The sequence below is a fragment of the Pedobacter sp. HDW13 genome (assembly GCF_011303555.1).
Taxonomy (GTDB): Bacteria; Bacteroidota; Bacteroidia; order Sphingobacteriales; family Sphingobacteriaceae; genus Pedobacter.
This window is the reverse complement of the sequence record NZ_CP049868.1, coordinates 279,701-303,385: the sequence shown is the minus strand read 5'-3', so window position 1 is coordinate 303,385 and position 23,685 is coordinate 279,701. Positions and strand designations below refer to the sequence as shown.

The following is a 23,685-nucleotide window of genomic DNA, read 5'->3' as shown; positions in this document are numbered from 1 at the left end:
CTAAGTACTTAAAGTCTAGTTCAAAATAAGCAGAAATTATTTGCAAATAACTAAAATAAATCGGTACTTAGTATTATTATGTATAACATAATACAAAATAAAATAACCAAATTATGAAAGAAACTTACTTAAAACTCATCAGGCATTGCCTGCCATTTGTGTTGCTGCTGGCAACCATATCGGCATTTGCCCAACAAACCATTACCGGGAAAGTTACAGAAGCAAGCGGAGAGGGAATTCCAAGCGTTACCGTAATGATCAAAGGAACTAAAAATGGAACTTCAACCAGTCCGGCAGGAGCCTACAGTATCAAAGCCAGTAAAGGCGATGTACTGGTTTTCAGTTTTACCGGCTACTTAACTCAGGAAATTGTAATTCAGGGTCAGTCGACAATTAATATTAAACTTTTAGAAGATAGCAAAGGCCTGGATGAAGTAATCGTTGTTGGCTATGGAGCGATCAAAAAGTCGAAACTTACAGGTTCGGTATCTAAACTTGATCCTAAGGTTTTGGAAACTGGTGTACGTTCCAATCCAGCATCAGCCTTAGCCGGAACAATTCCGGGCTTAAGGGTTCAGCAAACTTCCGGACGGCCTGGCGCTGTTCCCAATATTGTATTGCGTGGAGGAACAGGTTATACCGGAGGAGGTTCGCCATTGGTGATGGTAGATGGTTTATTAAGATCCGGATTCAGCGATATTAATCAGGATGATATTGAATCCATCGAGGTTTTAAAGGATGCTTCTGCTACAGCAATTTATGGAGCCAGAGCAAGCAACGGGGTGGTGCTCATTACGACTAAAAAAGGGAAGGAAGGGGTCTCAAATATCGCGGTAAAATCTAAAGTAGGTATCAATAAGTTAAACATTCCATTCGAATTTTTAAATGCTGAACAATATATCTATTGGTCTAGAAAGGCAATTGAAACCTCTGGTTCGTATGAGCCAAGTCGCTTAAGCCAGTTAAATACAACCGGACCATTTGGCACAGGTAACTTATATAAGGATGCAGCAGGCAATATTCTTGATGGTAATGTGACTTCTTCGGCAGTTTGGAGTCCGATGTTTAGAAGTGCTGCCAACGAAGAATTACTGGGAAAAGGGTGGCAGGTAATGACTGATCCATTAAAAACAAATGCTTTAGGTGCGTATGATCCATCAGGAATTAATCGCGAAATTATCTATAAAGATTTCAATTATGCTGATTATGCACTTAGAGATTATAGCTTAACCCAGGATTACAACGTGTCTATGACCGGCGGGAATGAAAAGGGTAAATATTACGCGGGCTTAGGTAATTATGATGAAAAAGGAATGCCGATTAATACATTTTATAAACGCCTAACCTTTGTGTTCAATGGAGAATATAAAATCAAGCCTTGGTTAACCTCTATTTCGAATTTAAATTTTGCCAATGCCAAGTGGCGTGATGCAATTAACTCTGAAGGAAACTACCTTACGCGTGCTTTAGGAGCTCCCCCAACAATGAGAGGAATGAATGAGAATGGCGATTTATTGGTTGGTAGAGATTACAGGGATGGTAACCCGGCCGTAAATGATGATAAATTTATTAGAAAGAACAATACTGATAAATTTACCTTAAGCCAGGCTTTAAAAGTAGATTTTTTAAAGAATCTCTCATTAAGACTTAGTGGTAATTACTTCTTTAATAATGGTAATTACGAATCTTTCAATAGAGATTTCTTGTCAAGTCCGGGAAATTATGACAGAACCCGTACTTCGTCAGCATCATTCGACAAAGCTTTAAGTCAGACTTATAATGCGGTAGTTAATTATAACACCACTATAGCATCTAAACACCATATCGATGTGATGGCAGGTAGTGAATATTATGATATTTATTCGCAAGGTTTATCCGCATCAGGAAGTGGTGCACCTACTGATGATTTTTCTGATTTAGCTTTAACGAATTCAGAAAAGGACAGAAGAAGTACTGATACTTACCATACCAATCAACGTATTTTATCATTCTTTGGTCGTATGAACTACGATTATGATGAGAAATACCTGTTAACCGCAACTATCCGTCGGGATGGATATTCAAGGCTGTTAAACAACCGTTGGGGCAATTTCCCAGGATTATCGGTAGGTTGGAACATCCATAAAGAGAAATTCTTTGAGCCCCTTACCAAGGTGGTAAATAGCTTAAAGTTAAGGGCAAGTTACGGTGCTAATGGCAATGTGAGTGATGATTTCATTGGAGCTTACACCCTGCAAGGATCATATGGTACCAATAAATACAATAGCAGTATTGGTTATTTGCTTGGAAATATCCCCAATCCTAATTTGCGTTGGGAAAGTTTAATTACAAAAGAGGTTGGTTTAGAAGCTCGTTTGTTCAATAAGATCGACCTTTCTGTGGCCTATTATCACAGAACAACAAGTGATAAAATTGCAAACTTAACATTTCCAATCACCGCAGGGATAACCTCAATTGCCACTAATAATGGCGATATGCAGAATCAAGGTGTTGAGGTTGATCTGAATTATAGTGTGCTGAGAAACAGAGATTGGAACGTAAATTTTAATCTTAACATGGCTTATAACGCCAATAAGATTTTAAAACTTCCTAACAATGGCTTGCAAAACAATCTTCAGGGCGGCTTTCAGGTATACGATCCGGATACTAAACAGTTAATTTGGGTTGGCGGCTTGCAAGAAGGTCAGGATCCGAACGTGGCTTATGCGTATCAGGCCAAAGGTATTATCAGAACACAGGCTGATCTGGATGCCTATGCTTCATCATCTTTTGTCGATTTACTGGGTGCAAGAAAACTTGTTCATCCTGCTGTGTACAATGCCATGAGTGCGGCTGATAAAAACCTAAATTTTCCAATTGCTTTGGGAGATGTAATGTGGACAGATGTAAACGGTGATAATATTATCAATAGTTTCGACCGGGTTTATATGGGCCGGACTGTTCCCCGCTTTACCGGTGGTTTTGGTGCAAATGCAAGCTGGAAAGGCTTCACATTAAGTACCCGTTTTGATTATGCTTTAGGTTTTGTTGCCTATGATGGCCCGCGTACCTGGTTTGCAAGTAATGCACAAGGTACATTTAATACCACTACTGACGTTTTAGATACCTGGACACCAGGCAACCCTAATGCAAAGTTTCCAACTTATTACTGGGCAGATCAGCTTTACAAAAACAATACTTTCCGCGAATCCAGCATGTTTTACCATAAAGGAGATTATTTAGCGCTTAGAGAAGTTAATCTGACCTATAAGTTGCCAACCAAATTAGCCAACAGACTAAAAAGTGAAGGAATCAGCTTATCCGTTAGTGGCCAGAATCTGGCTTATTTCAGCGAGTCGACGCTTTATTCACCAGAGAGCAGCAGTATAGGTACTGGTGGTGCCGGATCAGGTGGCTACCCTTTACCTAGAACAATAATTTTTGGTCTTCAATTTACTTTCTAATTAAACTACAATGAAAAAGATATTAACAGGCTTAGCCTTAATTATATTGAGCACTACATTTAGTGCATGTAAAAAATTACAGCTGACACCCGAAGATTATTTTGCAAGTGAAACTTTCTGGAAAAGCCCTGCCCAGGTAGATGGCGGAATGATTGGTCTTCATAGTCAATTAAGGGGCTTCCAGTTTACCATTTTTACGCTGGGTGAATTACGTGGCGGAACTTTAAGAACGGGGACCAGTTTTACTGGTACAGCTTCTTTGAATTCGGCAGGCATAATCAATCAGGATATCCGCGAATCAAGTACGGGCATATCTGGTTGGTCTGGATTTTACCGGCCTATTTTTGACGTTAATAATTTTATTTATCAGGTAGAACAGGCAAGCTATCTTTCCTCAACTGATAAGGCTTATTATTTAGGTCAGGCTTACGGAATAAGAGCATTTTATTACTTTCATTTGTTCCGTACCTTCGGTAGGGTACCTTTGTCAGTGGAGCCAACCTTATTGCTTAAAAATCCAAAATCGGCCCAAGAAATGTATTTGCCAAGGGCGAAAACTGAAAAAGAAACCCTCGATTTTATTAAAGCTGATATAGACAAATCGACATCAAGCTTCGGAACCAATTATACCACTAAATTTCAAAAGGCTCAATGGTCACTTGGCGCTACACAAATGCTAAAGGCGGAGGTTTACCTGTGGTCGGCTAAAGTTAAAATAGATGGTGCTGCTCCAACCACTACTGTGGCCGACTTAGCTATTGCAAGAACAGCTCTGGAAGATGTAATTTCGAAATATACCTTGTTAACCGACTTTGGGAATGTTTTTAAATCGGCAAGTATAACGGCGAGTAAAGGCAACAGCGAAATCATTATGGCAATGCGAAACCAGTTTGGTGAGGCTACAAATAGTTATGCTCAGTTTGTTTATGCCATTACCGATCCTTTAACTGGTTATGTTGATGATAAAGGTGTTGCCATTCCAGCCGATCCATTGCAGGTAAATGGTGGTGGAACAATTATTCGCTATGAATACAAAATAGAATTGTACAACTTATTCGATGCTAACGATACACGCGCAAATGCTACATTTCTAAATTTCAATAAAGGAACTATTCATGCTACAAACCTACGTAAGTTTCCAGGCGTCGTGGTAGAAGGAGCGCGTAGTTACGTTGACGATTTTCCGGTATATCGCGTTGCAGATGCATATTTAATGTTAGCCGAAGTGAAAAACAAACAAGGCCAGAGTCCGGCAGCAGAAATGATGATTATTCGTAACCGTGCATATGCACCAAACACTGCCCCTGCATTTGTTAATGGTACTTTTGAACAAAATGAGTTGGCAATATTTACCGAAAGGACTAAAGAATTTGTAGCTGAGGGGAAACGCTGGTACGATTTGCGCAGAATGCAGGATGCTTCGGGTAATCCGCTGGCTTTCCGTAAAGATTTGCCATTGGTTGGTGTTTTGGATAACATTACCGGCCAAAATCACAAGCTTTTATGGCCAATCGATTTATCGACGTTGAACCAGGATGAAACCTTAAAAAACGATCAGAATCCTGGATATAAAGGAACGTAATAAAACAATTAACTACCGGGGATGATATTGCCCGGTAGTTAATTTAGGTCAGAATACATTTTATCTATTTTAAATTTTAATATGAACTACGAACATTTACAAGGGTTAATTGCTGCTCCTTTTACACCCTTTCACGCCAACGGGGAATTAAACCTGGAGGTGATTCCCGAATACTATCAGTTTTTAAAGCAAAACGGAGTTACCGGTGCTTTTATCTGCGGATCAACAGGCGAAGGCGTTTCCTTAACCAAAGAAGAAAAAATGAAGGTTGCAGCGGCCTGGGGTAAGGCAACAGCGCGGGATGCTGACTTTAAAGTAATGACTTTATTGGGCGGTACTTGCCTGGCCGATTGTAAGTCGCTGGCCAAACATGCTCTTGAAGTTGGTTTGTACGGGGTTTCCTTTACCGCACCTTCTTATTTCAAGCCGGGTAATGTTTCGGTTTTAGCCGAAATGTGTGCCGAAATTGCTGCCGAAGTTCCCGATATGCCTTTTTACTATTACCATATACCTGTATTAACAGGTGCAAACCTCAATATGATTGATTTGCTGGCTGCTGTAGATGGTAAAATACCCAACTTTGCCGGTGTAAAATACACCCATGAGGATTTTATGGATTTCCTTTCCTGCATGAATTTTAATGGCGGTAAATACGATATGCTTTGGGGACGCGATGAAAATATGCTTTCGGCGTTGGTTTTAGGTACAAAAGGAGCTGTAGGCAGTACTTTTAACTACCTTACGCCGCTATACCACAAGCTAATTGCTGCTTTTGAAAAAAACGATTTGCAAACTGCAGCTGGCCTTCAGCAGAAATCGATCGATTTTATCCGTTTATTGGGTAAATACGGAGGCATTGCAACAGGTAAAGCTTATATGAAACTGGTTGACATCGATTGTGGTGAATTTAGGCTGCCAGTCAAAAATATGGATCAGCAACAATTTGAAAGTTTTAAAAGCGAGGTCGAAAGTTTAGATTTTGCTGCTTTCAGGTCAACGAATTAATCAAAAAACAGAAAAGGTTTAAAGGTGAAGCATCGTCTTAATTATCGTTCGGCAATGGTTATCTTTATTTAAATACCATTTCGCATTAATGAAAAAACTCATTTTATATTTTACTTTCTTGCTTACCTCAATTATATCTCCAGAATTACGGGCACAGCAGCACATTCAAAACATGAGTTGGGATGTGGTAGCTAAAATTCCACCTGCACAGTTGCAAAGCCAATCTATTGGTTTGGCTGGTGCCATTACGGGCAGTCACCAACACTTGCTTTTTATAGCCGGTGGAACAAATTTTCCCGATAAAATGCCTTGGGAAGGCGGTAAAAAGCAATATTACAATGATATTTTTATTTACCGGAAAATGGCCCGTGGATTAGTTTTAAGGCAATATCAAGCCAAATTGCCATTTAATCTGGCTTATGCGGCTGTATGTAGCACGCCCGGAGGAATTGTAATTGCCGGTGGCGAAAATGAAACAGGGTTAAGCAAAAGCGTTTTTATCATGAAATGGGAAAATGGCCAGTTAGCCTTTAGTACCCTGGCTGATTTGCCTGCTGGCTTAACCAATGCCGCTTTAACACTGGTGGGCGATATTTTGTACCTGGCAGGAGGTGAAACAGCGGGTGGAGCTACAGATCAGTTTCTATCGCTCGATCTGAAAAATGCGCAGCAGGGCTGGAAAAAACTAATTAACCTGCCGCAAGCAGTTTCGCATAGCGTATTGCTAAGCGCGGGAACGAAAATCTTTATGATAGGTGGCAGGAAAAGCAATGCCGGCGATACGAGTACGATTTATAAAAACGTATGGATGTTTGATGTAAATGATCCGGTTTGGAAAGCCAAAGCAGCTTTGCCAAATCCATTGGCTGCAGCTTCTGGTATTACTGCAAAACAAGAGCTTCTGGTATTTAGTGGCGACGAGGGTAAAACTTTCCATCAGGTAGAAAAGCTGATCGGGGAGATAGACCGGGAAAAAGATCCTGAAAGAAAAGCGAAACTCAACCAGAACAAGGCCATTATTCAGGCCGCTCACCCTGGTTTTAGCCCTAAGGTGTTAAAATACAATATTGCCAGCAATACCTGGGCGGTAATTCAAGGAATTATGCCTTACGGAACGGTTACCACCCAGGCCGTATGGTTTGGAAATGAAATTATTATTGCAGGAGGAGAAATTAAAGCGGGTGTACGCACCCCTAAAATTTTGTCGGGTAAAATAAAAGCAACCAAATGAAAGAAACAAAAAGATATGCGTGGGTAGTGGTTGGCTTACTTTGGTTTGTGGCCCTGCTGAATTACATGGATCGCCAAATGCTTTCTACCATGCGGCCGGCTATGCAGCTGGATATTGCAGACTTGCAATCAGCAACTAATTTTGGTTACCTGATGGCCATTTTTTTATGGATTTATGGCTTTATGAGCCCCATATCTGGTATTATTGCCGATAAACTGAATCGTAAATGGTTAATTGTTGGTAGTTTACTAGTGTGGTCGGCGGTTACTTTTTTAATGGGCTATGCCACCACTTTTAACCAAATTTATTGGCTCAGGGCATTGATGGGGGTGAGTGAGGCATTGTATATTCCGGCAGGTTTATCGCTTATTGCCGATTATCACAGTTCCAAAACACGGTCGGTGGCTATTGGCATCCACATGACTGGTTTGTACATGGGGCAGGCCCTGGGTGGTTTTGGAGCAACTATTGCTTCAAAATTTTCCTGGCAGGCTACCTTTCATTCTTTTGGTTTGGTCGGAATCGTTTATGCACTTGTACTGGTTTTCTTTTTACACGAGAAAAAGGCTTCCACAATAGAGGAAAGTGAAAGCATTCGGGTAAAGCCAAATCTTTTTAAAGGCCTGGCACTGCTTTTTAGTAACATTTCCTTTTGGGTAATCCTTATTTATTTTGCTATTCCGAGTTTGCCAGGCTGGGCTACTAAAAATTGGCTGCCTACTTTGTTTGCCAATAACCTGAAAATAGACATGGCACAAGCCGGACCCATATCGACTATCACTATTGCCGCGTCCTCGTTTTTAGGGGTTATTTTCGGCGGGATTTTGTCAGACAGGTGGGTACAGAAAAATATTAAAGGCCGCATTTACACCAGTGCCATTGGTTTGGCCTTAACCATTCCGTCGCTATTGTTAATTGGTTTTGGCCATTCCTTATTTAACATAATCGGGGCAGCTTTTTGTTTCGGTTTCGGATATGGCATGTTCGATGCCAATAATATGCCCATACTTTGCCAGTTTGTTTCGGCCAAATACCGCGCCACTGCCTATGGTATTATGAATATGACGGGAGTATTTGCCGGGGCTTTTATTACCGATTTTCTGGGCAAATCGACCGATTCGGGCAGTTTGGGGAAAGATTTTGCCATGCTTTCGGTTATTGTATTGATTGCTTTAATAATTCAGCTCTATTTTCTGCGTCCGAAGTTTAATGATTTTGAAGATGCTTAACTCAATAAAAATGATGATGAAATTTATAAAATTTAAAATACAGCTCGGTTTATTCACCTTGCTTACCATCTGTACACTCAATGCTTTTTCGCAAAAAGGTGTCGAAATTGTTTCCACTTCGCAGGTTATTCCGGTTTTAAAAGGAATAGAAACCAATCAGCTTTTGCGGTTAATGGTTTATGTTCCGGCCGGGGCAGAAATTCCGGTAAAAAAAATAAAGGCAAAGCTAAATCCCGATGGGATGAAAGCCATCGAAAAAATTGAGGTCTACTTTACCGGTATTGAGCCGCTTTTTTCAGGAAAAAACAAGCAGATTGCCGTTAATCCTACTACTGTAAACCTAGGATTTGATATCAATCTTAACCTGAAACCGGGCATGCACTACATTTGGTTTACCGCCAAACTTAAGCCTGATGCTGATATCGATTCGAAAATTGAATTTCATGTGAACCAGCTGGAAGATGCCCGTTCAAAAGTTTATCGCGTTGTAGAAGAAGGCACAGGTTATGTGAAAAGATTGGGCGTAGCAGTTAAAAAAGCAGGCGATGATGGAGTGAACACTTACCGGATTCCAGGCATGGCCACTACTGACAAAGGTACTTTGATTACGGTTTATGATATCCGCTATAAAAATTCGGGCGATTTGCCAGGAAATATTGACGTAGGCATGAGCCGCAGTACCGATGGCGGCCGAAACTGGCAAGCCACAAAAGTGATTATGGATATGGGCGAACCCAACGAAAACAATGGGGTAGGCGATCCGGCTGTGCTTTTTGATCCGGTTACCAAAAAAATATGGGTAGCAGCCTTGTGGAGCAAGGGAAACCGCTCCATTGCTGGTTCTAAACCTGGTTTATTGGAAGATGTTACCGGTCAGCTCGTATTGGTGAGTAGCGACGACGATGGCCTTACCTGGTCGGCACCCAAAAGTATTACGGCAGGTACAAAAGATCCCGCCTGGAACCTGTTTTTTAATGGTCCAGGCAGTGGAATTGCCATGGCAGATGGTAAACTGGTATTTGCCGCACAGTACTGGGACGAACACGCCATGCCTTATTCTACATTGGTGTACAGTAACGATCACGGCAAAACCTGGAAAACCGAAGATGGGCCAAAACCGAACACGACCGAAAGTCAGATTATAGAAACAACACCAGGCGTTTTAATGCTGAACATGCGCGATAACCGCGGGAGTTTTAGAAGTGTAGCCACTACAAATGATATGGGTAAAAGCTGGCTCGAGCATCCTACCTCTTACCGTACCTTAGCCGACCCTGTATGCATGGCCAGTTTTATAAAAGCCAGTGTAAATGTTAAAGGAAAGCAAAAAGATGTGGTGTTTTTCGGTAACGATAATGCACAAACCATGCGCTACAATTTAACCATTAAAGCCAGTTTAGATCTGGGCGAAAGCTGGGATCTTAAAAACCAGTTGCTTATTGATGAACGGAAATTTTACGGTTATTCATCACTCACTAAAATTGATGATAAAACAATTGGTTTCTTTTACGAGGGGGTAAGGGATCTGTATTTTGTGCGCGTTCCCGTAAGTGAAATAATTAAGTAAACCAGTCATGAAGATTTTTTGTAGGTTCATTATCCTGCTGGTCTTTTTGAATGGTGCCAACCTATACGGGCAAAAAATGAAAGTAGCCTGTATAGGTAATTCGGTTACCGCTGGTTATTTGTTAAATCAGCCTGAAAAGCAGGCTTATCCTGCACAGTTACAGCAGCTTTTAGGTGATGGCTATCAGGTTGCAAATTTTGGGCACAGCGGCGCAACCTTGTTGAAAAAGGGACACAATCCTTATTTTAAAACCAAGGCTTTTCGCGAAGCACTGAATTTTGGGGCTGATATAGCCATTATTCATTTGGGCTTAAATGATACCGATCCGCGAAACTGGCCCAATTATAAAGATAACTTTCAGACCGATTATCAATGGTTGATTGATACCTTAAAGCAACAAAATACAAAGCTTAAGGTGTTCATCTGTAAGCTTACGCCAATTTTTAGTGGTCACCCAAGATTTAAATCGGGTACGCGCGATTGGTACTGGCAGGTACAGGAAAAGATTTTAGGGGTTGCAAGGGCAAATAAACTGGTGCCTGTCGACCTCAACGCGCCTTTAAATAACCGGCCGGAGCTTTTTGCCGATAACCTGCATCCCGATAGTATAGGTGCCGCTATTATTGCCCAAACAATTTACAGTACCATAACCGGTAATTTTGGTGGTTTTAAATTAAACGGCCTGTTTAGCGATAACATGGTGCTGCAGCGCGATAAAAGTATCCCGGTTTATGGCACGGCCAATGCGAACGAAGAAGTAACCGTTTATTTTAACCAGCAGGTGAGGCGCGCTGTTGCAGGTGCCGATGGCAAATGGGTGGTAAACTTCCCGGCCATGAAATTCGGTGGCCCTTACCAGATGAAGCTTGTTTGCAACGGTAATACCCTGATGCTTAAAAATATCCTGATCGGTGATGTATGGCTGTGTTCGGGGCAATCGAATATGGCTTTTCCTTTAAAATCATCGGCTACAGGCCAGGCCACGCTAAATCATTTGAATAAAAAACTTCCTGTCAGGTTACTAAAGTTCAACCCCCTGGCCGAAACCGATAATGTTTCATGGAATGCGCAAACATTAAACAGCATCAATTCCCTAAGTTATTTCTCGGGTAGCTGGGCAAAATTGGATGAAAACGCAGCAGGCGATTTTTCGGCAGTGGCCTATTATTTTGCGGAGAAACTGGTATCTAATGAACAAATCCCCGTAGGATTGATTCAAATGGCTGTTGGTGGTTCACCACTCGAATCGTGGCTGGATAGAAAAACCATGGAGCACGACGATTTACTGGTAGATATGCTGGATAACTGGCGCAAATCTGACTTTTTACAAGATTGGGTTAGGGGTAGGGCTGATGTAAACTTAAAAAATGCGGTCAATCCGAAACAACGGCATCCTTACGCGCCGGCCTACAATTACGAAGCAGGCATATCAAAACTTACTGATTTTCCGATAAAAGGAGTGATCTGGTATCAGGGCGAAAGCAATGCACACAATGTTGAGCTTTTTAGCCACGAATTTCCCTTGCTGGTTAAAAGCTGGCGGGCAAAATGGAACGATAATTTTCCGTTTTACTACGTACAGCTGTCGGCTATTGACCGGCCTTCGTGGCCCTATTTCAGAGATGCACAACTGAAATTGCAGGCGGTTATTCCCAATTCGGGTATGGTAGTGAGTTCCGATCTGGGCGATTCGCTGAATGTCCATCCTACACATAAAAAAGAAATCGGCGAACGACTGGCCCTGCTTGCATTAAGAAATACCTATCATAAAAAAATAACTGCAAGCGGGCCTGTAGTTTTGAAGGTAATGAAGGTTAAAAATACCATTGTGGTACACTTTACCAGTGCAAAAAAGCTTAAAACCTCCGGGGCTAGCGTATTAATCGGATTTGAACTTGAAGACATTACCGGCGCACATTTTCCGGTTAAAGCTAGTATTGTCCAAAACAGGGTGTTAATCAACATTCCACCTGGGAAAACGATAAGCAAGGTGTTGTATGCCTGGCAGCCCTTTACCAGGGCCAATTTAGTTAATGAAGCGGGATTACCCGCTTCTACATTTTCCATTTCTATACCTTAATTAAAATGAGATATACTTCGAAAGAATTGCAGCAACTGGCCGCATTTTATCAAAACCAGCTGCTTAACAATACAGTTCCCTTTTGGTTTCCGCGATCAATCGATCACGAACATGGGGGCTATATGTTTATGCGTGATGCAGACGGCAGCCTGATTGACGATGATAAAGCCGTTTGGATTCAGGGGCGAGCAGCCTGGTTGTTATCCACGCTGTATAACACCGTCGAAGCCAAGCAAGAGTGGCTCGATGCGGCCAAATCGGGCATAGATTTTCTAAATCAACATTGCTTTGATACTGACGGACAGATGTTTTTCCACGTTACACGCGAGGGAAAACCGATCCGTAAAAGACGTTACTATTTTTCAGAAACCTTTGCGGTAATTGCAAACGCTGCTTATGCAAAAGCCAGTGGAGATGAAACTGCGGCCGAAAAAGCCAGGTATTTGTTTGGGAAATGTATCGAATATGCCACCCAACCGGGCTTATTGCCAGCGAAATTTACAGATATCAGGCCTGCAAAAGGGATAGGAGTACCCATGATTATGATGAATACCGCGCAACAGTTGAGGGAAACCATTGGCGACCCACGTTGCGATGAATGGATATCGAAATGGATTGAGGAGATTAAACGCGATTTTGTTAAGGATGATATTCAATGTGTGATGGAGCAAGTGGCACCGGATGGTTCGATTATCGATCACATTGATGGCCGAACTTTAAACCCCGGTCACGCCATTGAAGGGGCCTGGTTTATCTTACATGAAGCAAAGTACCGCAATAATGATCCTGAACTGATTAAACTGGGTTGTAAAATGCTCGATTACATGTGGGCACGTGGTTGGGATGAGGAGCACGGAGGTATTTTATATTTTAAAGATGTGTATAATAAACCAGTCCAGGAATATTGGCAGGATATGAAATTCTGGTGGCCGCAGAATGAAACCATTATTGCCACTTTACTGGCTTACACCTTAACCGGCGATGAAAAATATGCACACTGGCACAAAATGGTGCACGATTATGCCTACGATAAATTTCATGATAAAGAACATGGCGAATGGTTTGGATACCTGCACCGTGATGGTTCTGTTGCCCAAACAGCCAAAGGCAACCTGTTTAAAGGACCTTTTCACCTACCCAGGCAAGAATGGTATTGTGCACAGTTATTAAGCAACCTGGGCTATTAATTTAGCTCAGGATGCCGCATGAAGATCGGCAACCAAAAATTTGGTGCTAATCCTGCTCATGGTTTCCAAACGTATGCCTAAATAACTGGCCAGGTAGCGTTTGGGGACTTTATCAAAAGCCAACCCATTGGCTTCGAGTTTACGGTACCTTTTCGATGCATTGGGGATTCTTGCCAGAATTGCCCTGTCAGATGCAGCGTAGTAATGCAGCTCAAAAAGTTTTCTGCCAATCAGGTTAGCTTCCGGATAGTGCGAGTAAGCCGCCTCGATCAGGTTATACGGAATGCTAATCAACACGCAGTCTTCCAGCGCCTGTAAATATTCTATCGAATGGTTGTCATGGTCAAACGGGTGACGTATCGCACCAATAATCTCATTGCCGAAACTAAACCAGGTGCTGATATCTTTTTTTCCATCCTTAACAAATCCACGTACCAGGCCACTCACTAAAAAGTAAAGCGAAGTATTGTTGTCGATCGGTGAGAGTACATGTTTATACTTTTTTACATGAATTACCTTACAATTTTTTTCGTAAGAAGCTTTAAATTCACCCGAAAGGGGATGAAACTTTTCCAGGTACTGAAAAAGCGGAAGCATAGAAGAATGAGTGCTCAGATATTGCATTTATTAAACCTGCTAAATAGAAAAATTAATGGGACAGCATTTTCTCTGTAACCTCAAATCTGCTTGCCTGGCAAGTCATCGGATTTGTTTGGTTAACTATGCAAAGTTATTCCTCAATGCCAGAATCGCCCGCTATTGAAGGGCAATCGACCTCTAACTATTCAGCCGTTAGACCAAAAACAGGCCAAAAAGGGGCTTTTTAGCTTAATTCTTTGTTGAAATAGTTGGTAGGCATAACTCCCTTTTCTTTTTTAAAAGCATTGTAAAAAGTGGCCAGACTTTTAAAACCCGATTCAGATGCAATGGCCTCGATGGTTAACTTGTCGCTTTTTATGGGGTGCTGGACTAAAAAATGCTCGACCCTGTAACCGTTTATCCAGTCGCGAAAATTTTTGCCAATCGTATTGTTGATGATATAAGAACAATGGTGAACAGGGATATTGAGCTTTGCAGCCAGATCAATAATCTGAAACTCGTGAAGCAAATAAAGTTGTTCCTGTTCCATCAAAGTTCCCATGGATTGCGAGAGTTCAGCAAGCTGTTCTTCCGATAAGTTTACCTTTTTTGTGGGTTTTGCAATTTGTTCATCCTTTAAAGGCTGTAAGTTTAGGCTTGCCGCCTTGCTAAGGGCTACATCTGGTTCAAACTGCTCTCGTATATTTTTTTTATCCAAGTCTACCGATACTAGTAAATAACCATAAAAAATGTACGGTTTGTGCAGGGCATACAATACCAGGAATAGTAACGACAAGCAATTGATAATTACAAACGAGGGCTGGGTGTAGGAGATATGTAGTCCCCTTAAAATTACAGGGGTTAAGCTTAACAATTGAAAAAACGTGGCTACGCGGAGAAAGAAAACAATCCAGCGCTTTCCGGGTTCGTCGGTTTTGGTTGTTTTATCCATTTTTCGGTAATAATACACCCAGGCCAGGCATAAGTAAGAGAATACCAGAATAGGGCGTAAGGTGTAATGGAAATAGTTAGGGAAAAGCCCCGTTTGAGTTTTAAGCGAGAAGTAGCCATTGTCTGCCAACTGTTTCGGAATGGTGGCCCAGTCTAGCTCGGGCCAGCCTTGCCAGGGCAGCACATGGATAAGTGCCAACAACGCAGGAATAAAATGTAGCCACTGCCACTTTCGTAAAGCAGTACTTTTATTGATAAAGCCTGAAATATAAAGGTAAAAGCAAGCAGGAGCCGCGTAGTAGAGCGGGGTAAAGGCCTGAAATACATATACCAGTGTTACCGGTTTTTCGGCGGCAATGAGTGCAGAAATTAAAATCTGACCGAAACGGGCAAAAAATAAAAGTGAAAGTAAAACATTGAGTGTTTTGTTCCCTTTTTTTGCGAAAAATAGATTTATAGAGAATAGAAGCAAAAAAAGGCAGCAGGTGCTGACTAAAAGATTCAAAAACTGCATATTCCCAGCCAATATAAAGCTTTGTTAGAAAATAGCGCTGTACGAATTTATTTACAGCCATATCGTCTTGTTTTGTAAGCGGAAAGCGGTATTTCCCATTCATATGAAACGCGTTTTCGCTACAGGTAACTCATCTTGCTGCTTTGGTAATGATAAAATTGCAAGGAAAAGAATGGATAATTACGAATTGCTAATAAATGAGTAGGTAGATAGGTTACGTTTCATGTCTTAAAAAAACAATCCTTTGTAAATCGAATAATTTTTGTTGCTATATTTTTTTACGCCATCGTTGCCGGAAGTCTAAAAATTATCAAAATCGTAAAATTTGCTAAAAGTTTGTAGGGTATGTTAGGATAATATAATTTTGACTACTAATACGATAGATTTAATATAGATTATGATTATTAAAAATAATACCCCTAATACTGTTCTGCTATCTGGTGTATCCTGTAGTCATTTTTCTGGTTTTTGCTGAACCTGATTTTTCTTTCAAATGATGTATGATCTTGCCTACATCAGTAATGCAATAAAATAACGCCACCGCCAAAAAAATGCGCTGGTTTAGGCTAACACAAAATATTAAATATGATACCCTGGTATAGAAAGGAGCGCACTAACAACAGATAATTACACCATTAATACAAAGGGAAAGTGCATTGCTGCACTCTCCACAAATCCGACCATTTAACCGGAGATCAATTGGCGTTGCATCCGGTCAATTTATTCAATGATCATGCTAAAATTATGAATTCTGCAGGAGAACTTTTCATGCTGATGAAGCTTGTTGCAAATTCATGATTGGCATAAACCAATATCCATTATGAAAATACGCGGAAAGTCCTGGAAGGACTCGCATAGTGCCCACTTTTCCAAAACATTTTTATTGCCCGGTTTAACAGGAATGCTCCTCATTGCTGCTCTTATACCGGCCTCGGCAAAAATAAACGGTGAGCAACCAAATATTAATTTCCCCAATCATTTAAATGTGGCTGGTACGGCCTTTAATCCGGTTTCTGGAGCAAAGCTGAAAGCAGTTACCATTAAGGGGAAAGTAACCGACGAAAAGAACCTGCCTTTACCTGGCGTAAGCGTTAGGGTTAAAGGAACTACTCAGGTGGTTTCAACTAATCCCGATGGTGAATTTCAGCTTGTTACCGATTTGAACCAGCCAACTTTAGTTTTCACGTATGTAGGTTACAAAACAAAAGAACTTGTTTACAATGGCCAACCGGTATCGGTAAAACTCGATCCCGATCAAAGTAAGCTCGAAGAAGTGCTTGTAGTAGGTTATGGTAGCCAAAGAAAAAGCGATGTACTGGGCGCTGTGGCCTCCTTTAATGCGAAAGCAGTAGAAGAAAAACCTATATCACGGGTAGAACAGGCGCTAATTGGTCAGATGGCTGGTGTGCAGGTAAGACAGCAAAGTGCTACGCCGGGTGCAGGTTTAAGTATTCAGGTGCGTGGTGCGGGCTCAATTACTGCAGGTAACGAGCCGCTTTATGTGTTAGATGGTTTCCCTTTAGATGTAGCCAGCCAAAATGCTGCCGGCGGTATTGCCAACAGTCCGCTAGATAACCTTAATCCTAACGATATCGAAAGTGTACAGGTGCTGAAAGATGCAGCAGCAGGAGCCATTTATGGGTCGCGTGCAGCAAACGGAGTGGTAATTATTACAACCAAGAAAGGGATTACAGGCAAAGCAAAAATTAGTGTAAATGCCAATGCAGGCATCAGTACTATAGCGCGGAAAATTGATATGCTCAGGGCCGATGAATGGGTGGCGCAGGCTACAGAATTGGCCAACAATGCCTGGGTGGCTTCTGGTACAGGCAGAACGAGCAGCCAAACCAATGCAGAACGCGCGGCGATTTTGGGGCTGGCCGCAGGAACGATTAATACAACTTACATGACTGATCCGCGCTGGGCACAGGCCGGGCACCCCGGACTTGATTATGTAGACTGGCAGGATGCGATCTTTACGCGGGCACCCTATCAAAACTATGAGGTTTCGGCCAGCGGAGGCTCCGAAAATGTAAGTTATTTTATCTCCGGCAATGTGCTTAACCAAAATGGAACACTAATTAATTCCAACTTTAAGAATTACGGTATAAGGGCCAATGTAGAGGCTAATGCCAGCAAGAAACTCAAATTCGGAATCAATCTGGCACCATCATATTCGGTTAACAATGCGCCTCCGGGAGAGGGAAAAGATAATCAGTTGATGAATGCCCTGCAAATGGTGCCTGTGGTTGAAAGCACCGCCGGGTTAAATTCTGGTGCTTACGGAAACAGTACCTATACCTGGGCAAGTCCTAGGCTCATCAGCCCCTATGCTTATCTCGAAACGGCCATCAATAAAATTAAAACTTCCAGATTACTGGCCTCCATCTATGCCGATTATCAGATTGTAAAAGGCTTATCACTCAGATCGAGCGTAAACTACGATAACGTAGACCGCAATACTTCAAGGTATACTTCCGATCAGGTTACGGTTGGCGTGGCTTCGGCATTATTAACCAATCCGGGCCTTTACTCTACAGGTGCTTATGCGGTAACCAAAAAACAGAATTTCCTGAATGAAAATACCTTGAATTATACCATCACAATCGCTGGCTTGCACAAAATATCGGCCATTGCCGGTGTATCGTACAATATTGTGCATACAGAAGGAGTGAGCCTGGCTACAGCCGGAGGTTTTGCTAACGATATCATTAAAACCTTAAGTAATGCCATTGCCAACTCGGCAGGGGTAACCACTACCGGAACTTCAACTGCGGCAAATAATACCTTGTTTTCGTATTACAGCAGGTTGCAATACGTCTTTAAAGATACATATCTCTTATCGGGTACCCTCAGAAGAGATGCTTCATCTAAGTTTGGCTCCGAAAATCGCTGGGGAACCTTTCCTTCAGTATCGGCCGGATGGAAAATTTCAGAAGAATCTTTTCTTAAGGATGTTAAAGCCATTAATGAGCTGAAACTGCGCTTAAGCTGGGGTAAATCGGGCAATAACAATATTGGCGATTACAATGCCATCAGTACACTGGTGAATTCGAATTACGTTTTTGGAGGCAATACACCTACCACGGCTACAGGCCAGGTGGTATCGGGCCTTGCCAATAAAGCGTTGAAATGGGAAACCTCCAATACATACGATTTGGGTATAGATTTAAGTCTTTTGGCCAACAGGATCAATTTTACTTTCGATGCTTATCATAAAAAGAATACCGACCTGTTGTTGAATTTGCCTGTATTATCGGCAAGTGGTTTTAGTACTAGCCTGCAAAACATTGGCGCTGTGGTAAACAAGGGGTTGGAGTTCGGTTTGAATACCGTAAACGTAAAAACAGCCAGTTTTACCTGGTCAATGAGCGCCAATATTGCCTTCAATAAAAATACGGTAACTGAGCTTGGGCCAACACATGCCGATATTGAAATTGCTTCTGCCTACAGTGGTAGTAATGCGCCCTATTTATTGCGCGAAGGGTTGCCCGCATTTAGCTATTACATTACCAAAACAGACGGAATTTTAACTGCCGCCGATCTTGCGAATCCTGCAGTGGCCAAAGTATCTGGTCAGAAAGTAGGCGATGCAAAGTATATTGATGCCAACGGCGACGGAAAAATCAGTGCTGCAGACCGGGTAATTGGTGGTCAGCCTTCACCTAAATATACCTGGGGCTGGACAAACAATTTCAAGTACGGAAATTTTGATCTCGGTATACAGTTATATGGCCAGCACGGCGGATCGATACTTTCTTACCTCGGCAGAGCGATTGATTTTTCGGGTAGCACCACAGCAAATGTGCTCGGGGTGTGGAGAGACCGATGGAGTGCCGCAGATCCCAATCCAGATGCCCCGAGAGGTAAATTGGGCGCAAGCTATACTTATCCTAACGTAACCTCTGACTGGGTTTATTCGAGCGATTTTTTACGGGTGCAGAATATTACTTTGGGCTATAACCTGAAAGGTTTAATCAAAACATCGGGTATTTCTTCGGCAAGGATCTTTATCGCCCTTGAAAACTACTTCTCTTACGATGAATATAAAGGTGGGGCAAATCCCGAAGCCCAAAATACAAATGTAAGTGGCGATGCCAGTTACGCCATATCGGGCGATTATGGTTCTGCGCCATTAAGTAAAACTGCTTCAATTGGTATAAACATTGGCTTTTAGTAAAATAAGATGAAAACGAAAATATACTTAACCCTGTTCGCCGCATTGCTGCTACTAACCAGTTGCGAAAAACAGTTAAATCAAACACCAGAGTCGAGCTTAGCTACCGAAAACTTTTTTACCAACAATAACGACTTTCTTCAGGCGGTAAATGGGGTTTATTCGCAATTAAACAATTACCCCAGTCAGGCATTGTGGCTGGGCGAAATGCGCAGCGATAACATCAATGCAACTTCTGATGGTAACCGCGACTGGGACGGAATTAATAATTTTACCCCCAGTATTACCACTACTGGCTTTATATCAACTGCCTGGAAGGCCAATTTTAATGGTATTTATAATGCAAATACCGTGTTGGCTGCCCTCGAAACCAAAGGAAGTGTGCTTACGGCTGCAAATGCTACGCGTTACACTGCCGAAGTACGGTTTTTAAGGGCGTTTTATTATTTCTCTTTGGTAAGGACTTTTGGTCAGGTGCCATTAATTTCGACAGTAAAGAGTGCCGCCGAGGTGGCAACGATCCCCAGGAGTCCAGTGGCTGATGTGTATGCATTGATTGAATCGGATCTGCAATATGCAGCCACCAATTTACCCACAACCTTTACCGGTGCCGATCTGGGCAGGCCAACATCATATGTTGCAAAAGGGCTATTGGGATTGGTTTACCTCACCAAATCAGGGCCAACTTACGGTATAAACGGACCGGGGCTAAACAGCAACGAATACAATAAGGCTGCTGCCCAGTTCGATGCCGTACTTACTGGTAGTCCTTACAGTTTTGCCAATAATTATTCATCTATATTTTCTTATACCAACGAGAACAATAGCGAAGTCGTTTTCGATGTGCAGTTTGCGTCGAGTTTAAACGGTGCCGGTTTTCCTTCGCATTTGGTGCCTGTAGCTTACTGGACCAGCAATGGCATTTCCAATAGTTATGGAAATGGCTATGGGGCAAGTACTTTTCCGGTGGCTAAAAGTTTAGTAACTGCCTATACCACCAATACCGTAAGTGGAACAGATATCAGGTATTCTTTTAATGTGGCTACGAGCTACACACCAGGTCCATTTATTAAAAAATATATCGACGTGGCTAAAAAAGGTCTGTCTGGAAGAGATTGGTCTGTTAATTTTATTGTGCTGCGGTATACCGATATATTGCTCATGAAAGCAGAATGTATCTTGCATGGCGCTCCGGGTACGCAGGCCGATGTGGATGCTGCGGTAAACCAGGTAAGGGCCAGGGCAGGGGTAGGCGCATTATCCAATGTAAATATCCAAACCCTAATGCAGGAGCGGCAGAGAGAGTTTTTAGGCGAAGGTTTGCGCTGGAACGATCTGGTGCGCGAAGGATTGGCCATTTCGCAAATGAATGCCTGGAGAATTGCCGATGCAATTACCAAAATCAATGAGATTGTGCCGAATTATGTTATTTATCCGGTGCCGGCATCAGAAATTCAGACTGCTCCAGGACTTTATGTGCAAAATCCCGGCTACAATTAAGTTATATTTACGAAATGATCAGAAAAAGTTTAATTATAGCAGGTTTCTCCATCCTTTTTAGCGGATTGTCTGTTGCCCAGCGAAAACCAGGGCAGAAACCCAATATTGTTTTTATTCTGGCCGATGATCTCGGTTATGGGGATGTGGGTGTTTACGGACAAAAACTGATCCTTACACCCAATATCGATAAACTGGCCCGGGAAGGTACACGCTTTACCGAATTTTATGCCGGGGCACCAGTTTGTTCACCTTCAAGGGGTTCTATCCTTACCGGTCTCAATACCGGGCATGCTACCATCAGAGGCAATGCAACAGAGCAAGGCGGCCTTCCGGGTAAAAAAGGGAAAAATGTGGTGTACAGGGCAAACCTTACGCCGAACGATTATACCATTGGCAACCTGATGCAGGATGCAGGATACAATACCTCGTTGGTAGGGAAATGGCATGTTGACGGTTACGATTCGCTGGCTACGCCATTGCAAAGGGGTTTCGATAAGTTTTCGGGCTGGCTTATCAATGTACCGGCTACCTACGCCAGTACTTATTGGCCCGACCACCGTTATGTTAACGGAAAACTCGTAACGGTTGAGCCCAATACCAATGCCAGAAAGGGCTATTACGAAACCAATATCTGTACAGATGAGGCATTGGCTTACCTGAAAACGCAAAAAGACAGTAAAAAACCTTTCTTTTTGATGCTGAACTTTAACAATCCGCATTCGCCACTCGATGTGCCGGACCAGGCCATTTATAAAAATAAAAACTGGCCGGAAGATATGAAGACTTATGCCGCCATGGTGTATTACATGGACCAATCGGTAGGTAAGATTAAAGATTATTTGATTAAAAGTGGTTTATCGGAAAATACGATCGTCTTTTTTGCTTCCGATAATGGGCCGCGGTCAGAACCTACCAGTCAGCTGAAGGCTGTATCCGAGTTTTTTGATTCGAATGGTCCGCTTAAAGGTTATAAAAGAGATATGTATGATGGTGGAATCCGTATTCCTTTTATTGCATGGGTACCATTTATTAAGAATGCCCCTAAAATGAGCGATGTACCCGGGTACTTTCCCGATATTATGCCCACATTTGGCGAAATTGCAGGTAAAACCAGCGGATTTAAAACCGATGGAGCCAGTATTTACCCCGTACTTAAAGGCGTTAAACCAAAAACAGACCGTTTTCTGTATTGGGAGTTTTTTGAGTTGGGCTTTGAACAAGGTGTTCGTTATGGCTGGTGGAAAGGCGTAAAAAGACACCATAAACTAGAGCTTTACGATTTAAAGACCGATATTGGCGAGACAAAAGATGTGGCGGCAGCCCATCCGGATATTGTTAAGGAAATAGAAGATTATCTTTTAACAGCAAGAACGGATTCGCCTTACTGGACGGTAAAATAAAGTAACCGTTGGAAGTTAAATGCTGCGTTGTAGCTTACTGATTGAGGTAAGCTACAACGCAATATTATTGTCTCTTTTAAACGATAACGGCGATAAACCCGCATGTTTTTTAAAGTATTTTCCAAAAAAGGAAGGATTGCTGAAATGAAGCTCTTCGGCAATTTCCGAAATGTTCAGCACATGTCCGGTAAGCAATAATTTAGCTTCCCTGATTACAAAATCGTCTATATGCTCTCCAGCCGATCGGCCTGTAACCTGTTTAACAACCTGTGAAAGATGCCTTGGGGTAATGTGCAGGCAGTTTGCGTAATAAATTACCCGTTTTTCTATTTTGAAACGCTCTGCTACCAGCGATAAAAACCGATTGGTAAGTTCTACTTTGCTGTTTATGGCGGCTGAAGGTAGTTTCTTTTGCTTTTCGTTCAGCAAAAAAATATCATATACAATAGATAAGAAGCTATTGTGTATAATATCGTCGATATGACGGGTGTGTTTTGAAATGGAAAGCCGGTTTTGAAGCGCCATCATATCGGCCAGTACCTGCTCATATTCGGCTTTTGAAAGCGAAAACTTTAACAATTCCTGTCCATTAAATATCTTGTAAGTTTCGGCAATATTAAAAAATATGCCCTTGCGTGCGAGGTAGCTTTTGTTGAAATGCGTAAAAATAACGGTGGCATTGGGTTCCTCGGGTATTTCGTAAATATGATCGGGCATCATACATAAAATATCGCGGTAGTTTAAAGTATGCTCTACAAAATTGATTTTTATTTTCAGGCTTCCCTTTTTTACCATTAAAATTCCGAAATCGGCAGATCGGAAAGGCGATTTAGGACAATCACTTTCACTGGCACTATTGTATATCGACACCATAAGCTCAATGCCCGTTAGGGTATCAGGATAATCTGATGATGATGGCTTTTTGACCGGATGCAATTGTCCCATGCTGGTGTTAAATTATTAGGCTAATTAGTCGTTTAAATCGTTTAGGTTTTTCCGTTTCTGGTTGTGCTGAAAACGCCCGGTTTTTCCTGCCTTCAAATGTATGTTTCGACGCATAATTTTTTATTATTTTTTAAAAATTTGACGAAAATTTGATAAAAAACCAATCATTTGATTAATTTTTTGTGATGATGTTTTGTTTCTTAATTTATTAAAAATTAGTGTTTTATATTGTTTATTGTGGTTTTTGTGGTGTTTTTGAGGTGGTTTTTTGAATTTTACTATTTTATTTAAAAAG

14 protein-coding genes are annotated in these 23,685 nt (G+C 41.8%); 11 read left to right on the top strand and 3 right to left on the bottom strand.

Annotation, left to right across the window (positions count from 1 at the left end; all coding sequences use genetic code 11):
• Nucleotides 1-113 precede the first annotated feature (113 nt).
• From G7074_RS01260 to G7074_RS01225, 8 genes are all read left to right on the top strand, one after another.
• Entirely contained in the window at nucleotides 114-3,443 is a 3,330-nt protein-coding gene (locus G7074_RS01260; RefSeq protein WP_166206324.1) for a TonB-dependent receptor, read from the top strand.
• A gap of 10 nt (nucleotides 3,444-3,453) precedes the next feature.
• On the top strand, nucleotides 3,454-5,025 hold the full coding sequence (locus tag G7074_RS01255; RefSeq protein WP_166206321.1) for a RagB/SusD family nutrient uptake outer membrane protein: 1,572 nt from the start codon (nucleotides 3,454-3,456) through the stop codon (nucleotides 5,023-5,025).
• An 81-nt stretch (nucleotides 5,026-5,106) separates the two neighbouring features.
• Nucleotides 5,107-6,030: a dihydrodipicolinate synthase family protein gene (locus G7074_RS01250; protein WP_124561196.1), complete on the top strand. Its 924-nt coding sequence runs from the start codon at nucleotides 5,107-5,109 to the stop codon at nucleotides 6,028-6,030.
• Between the two features lie 88 nt (nucleotides 6,031-6,118).
• Nucleotides 6,119-7,261: a hypothetical protein gene (locus G7074_RS01245; RefSeq protein ID WP_124561195.1), complete on the top strand. Its 1,143-nt coding sequence runs from the start codon at nucleotides 6,119-6,121 to the stop codon at nucleotides 7,259-7,261.
• Nucleotides 7,258-8,490, top strand: a complete 1,233-nt coding sequence (locus G7074_RS01240) for an MFS transporter (protein WP_124561194.1) — start codon at nucleotides 7,258-7,260, stop codon at nucleotides 8,488-8,490. Before G7074_RS01245 ends, G7074_RS01240 begins: the two co-directional genes overlap by 4 nt.
• Complete coding sequence (locus tag G7074_RS01235) at nucleotides 8,483-10,057, top strand: sialidase family protein (protein ID WP_240916438.1); 1,575 nt, start codon at nucleotides 8,483-8,485, stop codon at nucleotides 10,055-10,057. Before G7074_RS01240 ends, G7074_RS01235 begins: the two co-directional genes overlap by 8 nt.
• A 7-nt stretch (nucleotides 10,058-10,064) precedes the next feature.
• On the top strand, nucleotides 10,065-12,137 hold the full coding sequence (locus G7074_RS01230) for a GDSL-type esterase/lipase family protein (RefSeq protein ID WP_166206318.1): 2,073 nt from the start codon (nucleotides 10,065-10,067) through the stop codon (nucleotides 12,135-12,137).
• Between the two features lie 5 nt (nucleotides 12,138-12,142).
• Nucleotides 12,143-13,324, top strand: coding sequence for an AGE family epimerase/isomerase (locus tag G7074_RS01225; RefSeq protein ID WP_166206315.1), 1,182 nt, complete (start codon nucleotides 12,143-12,145; stop codon nucleotides 13,322-13,324).
• Between the two features lie 6 nt (nucleotides 13,325-13,330).
• Here the strand turns inward: G7074_RS01225 and G7074_RS01220 are convergent, their stop codons facing one another.
• Both G7074_RS01220 and G7074_RS01215 read right to left on the bottom strand, forming a co-directional pair.
• Nucleotides 13,331-13,948, bottom strand: a complete 618-nt coding sequence (locus G7074_RS01220) for a Crp/Fnr family transcriptional regulator (RefSeq protein ID WP_124561191.1) — start codon at nucleotides 13,946-13,948, stop codon at nucleotides 13,331-13,333.
• Nucleotides 13,949-14,147: 199 nt separating this feature from the next.
• Complete coding sequence (locus G7074_RS01215; RefSeq protein ID WP_166206312.1) at nucleotides 14,148-15,326, bottom strand: AraC family transcriptional regulator; 1,179 nt, start codon at nucleotides 15,324-15,326, stop codon at nucleotides 14,148-14,150.
• 862 nt (nucleotides 15,327-16,188) lie between these two features.
• On the opposite strand from G7074_RS01215, the gene G7074_RS01210 reads away from it, so the two are divergent.
• From G7074_RS01210 to G7074_RS01200, 3 genes are read left to right on the top strand one after another with little or no spacing between them, the layout of a single operon-like run.
• Nucleotides 16,189-19,545 carry a TonB-dependent receptor gene (locus G7074_RS01210; protein ID WP_240916437.1) on the top strand — a complete coding sequence of 1,119 codons (3,357 nt, stop codon included), beginning with the start codon at nucleotides 16,189-16,191 and terminating at the stop codon, nucleotides 19,543-19,545.
• 9 nt (nucleotides 19,546-19,554) lie between these two features.
• A complete protein-coding gene (locus G7074_RS01205) occupies nucleotides 19,555-21,045 on the top strand; it encodes a RagB/SusD family nutrient uptake outer membrane protein (protein WP_166206309.1) in 1,491 nt (496 codons plus the stop codon).
• A gap of 14 nt (nucleotides 21,046-21,059) precedes the next feature.
• Complete coding sequence (locus G7074_RS01200; RefSeq protein ID WP_124561188.1) at nucleotides 21,060-22,445, top strand: arylsulfatase; 1,386 nt, start codon at nucleotides 21,060-21,062, stop codon at nucleotides 22,443-22,445.
• Between the two features lie 51 nt (nucleotides 22,446-22,496).
• Here G7074_RS01200 and G7074_RS01195 read toward each other — a convergent pair whose 3' ends face one another.
• Nucleotides 22,497-23,390 carry a helix-turn-helix domain-containing protein gene (locus tag G7074_RS01195; protein ID WP_124561187.1) on the bottom strand — a complete coding sequence of 298 codons (894 nt, stop codon included), beginning with the start codon at nucleotides 23,388-23,390 and terminating at the stop codon, nucleotides 22,497-22,499.
• Nucleotides 23,391-23,685 lie beyond the last annotated feature (295 nt).

Bases quoted from the DNA above. Each gene is read 5' to 3' on its own strand.
- G7074_RS01260 (WP_166206324.1), top strand. From the start codon at position 114: ATGAAAGAAACTTACTTAAAACTCATCAGGCATTGCCTGCCATTTGTG.
- G7074_RS01255 (WP_166206321.1), top strand. From the start codon at position 3,454: ATGAAAAAGATATTAACAGGCTTAGCCTTAATTATATTGAGCACTACA.
- G7074_RS01250 (WP_124561196.1), top strand. From the start codon at position 5,107: ATGAACTACGAACATTTACAAGGGTTAATTGCTGCTCCTTTTACACCC.
- G7074_RS01245 (WP_124561195.1), top strand. From the start codon at position 6,119: ATGAAAAAACTCATTTTATATTTTACTTTCTTGCTTACCTCAATTATA.
- G7074_RS01240 (WP_124561194.1), top strand. From the start codon at position 7,258: ATGAAAGAAACAAAAAGATATGCGTGGGTAGTGGTTGGCTTACTTTGG.
- G7074_RS01235 (WP_240916438.1), top strand. From the start codon at position 8,483: ATGCTTAACTCAATAAAAATGATGATGAAATTTATAAAATTTAAAATA.
- G7074_RS01230 (WP_166206318.1), top strand. From the start codon at position 10,065: ATGAAGATTTTTTGTAGGTTCATTATCCTGCTGGTCTTTTTGAATGGT.
- G7074_RS01225 (WP_166206315.1), top strand. From the start codon at position 12,143: ATGAGATATACTTCGAAAGAATTGCAGCAACTGGCCGCATTTTATCAA.
- G7074_RS01220 (WP_124561191.1), bottom strand. From the start codon at position 13,948: ATGCAATATCTGAGCACTCATTCTTCTATGCTTCCGCTTTTTCAGTAC.
- G7074_RS01210 (WP_240916437.1), top strand. From the start codon at position 16,189: ATGAAAATACGCGGAAAGTCCTGGAAGGACTCGCATAGTGCCCACTTT.
- G7074_RS01205 (WP_166206309.1), top strand. From the start codon at position 19,555: ATGAAAACGAAAATATACTTAACCCTGTTCGCCGCATTGCTGCTACTA.
- G7074_RS01200 (WP_124561188.1), top strand. From the start codon at position 21,060: ATGATCAGAAAAAGTTTAATTATAGCAGGTTTCTCCATCCTTTTTAGC.
- G7074_RS01195 (WP_124561187.1), bottom strand. From the start codon at position 23,390: ATGGGACAATTGCATCCGGTCAAAAAGCCATCATCATCAGATTATCCT.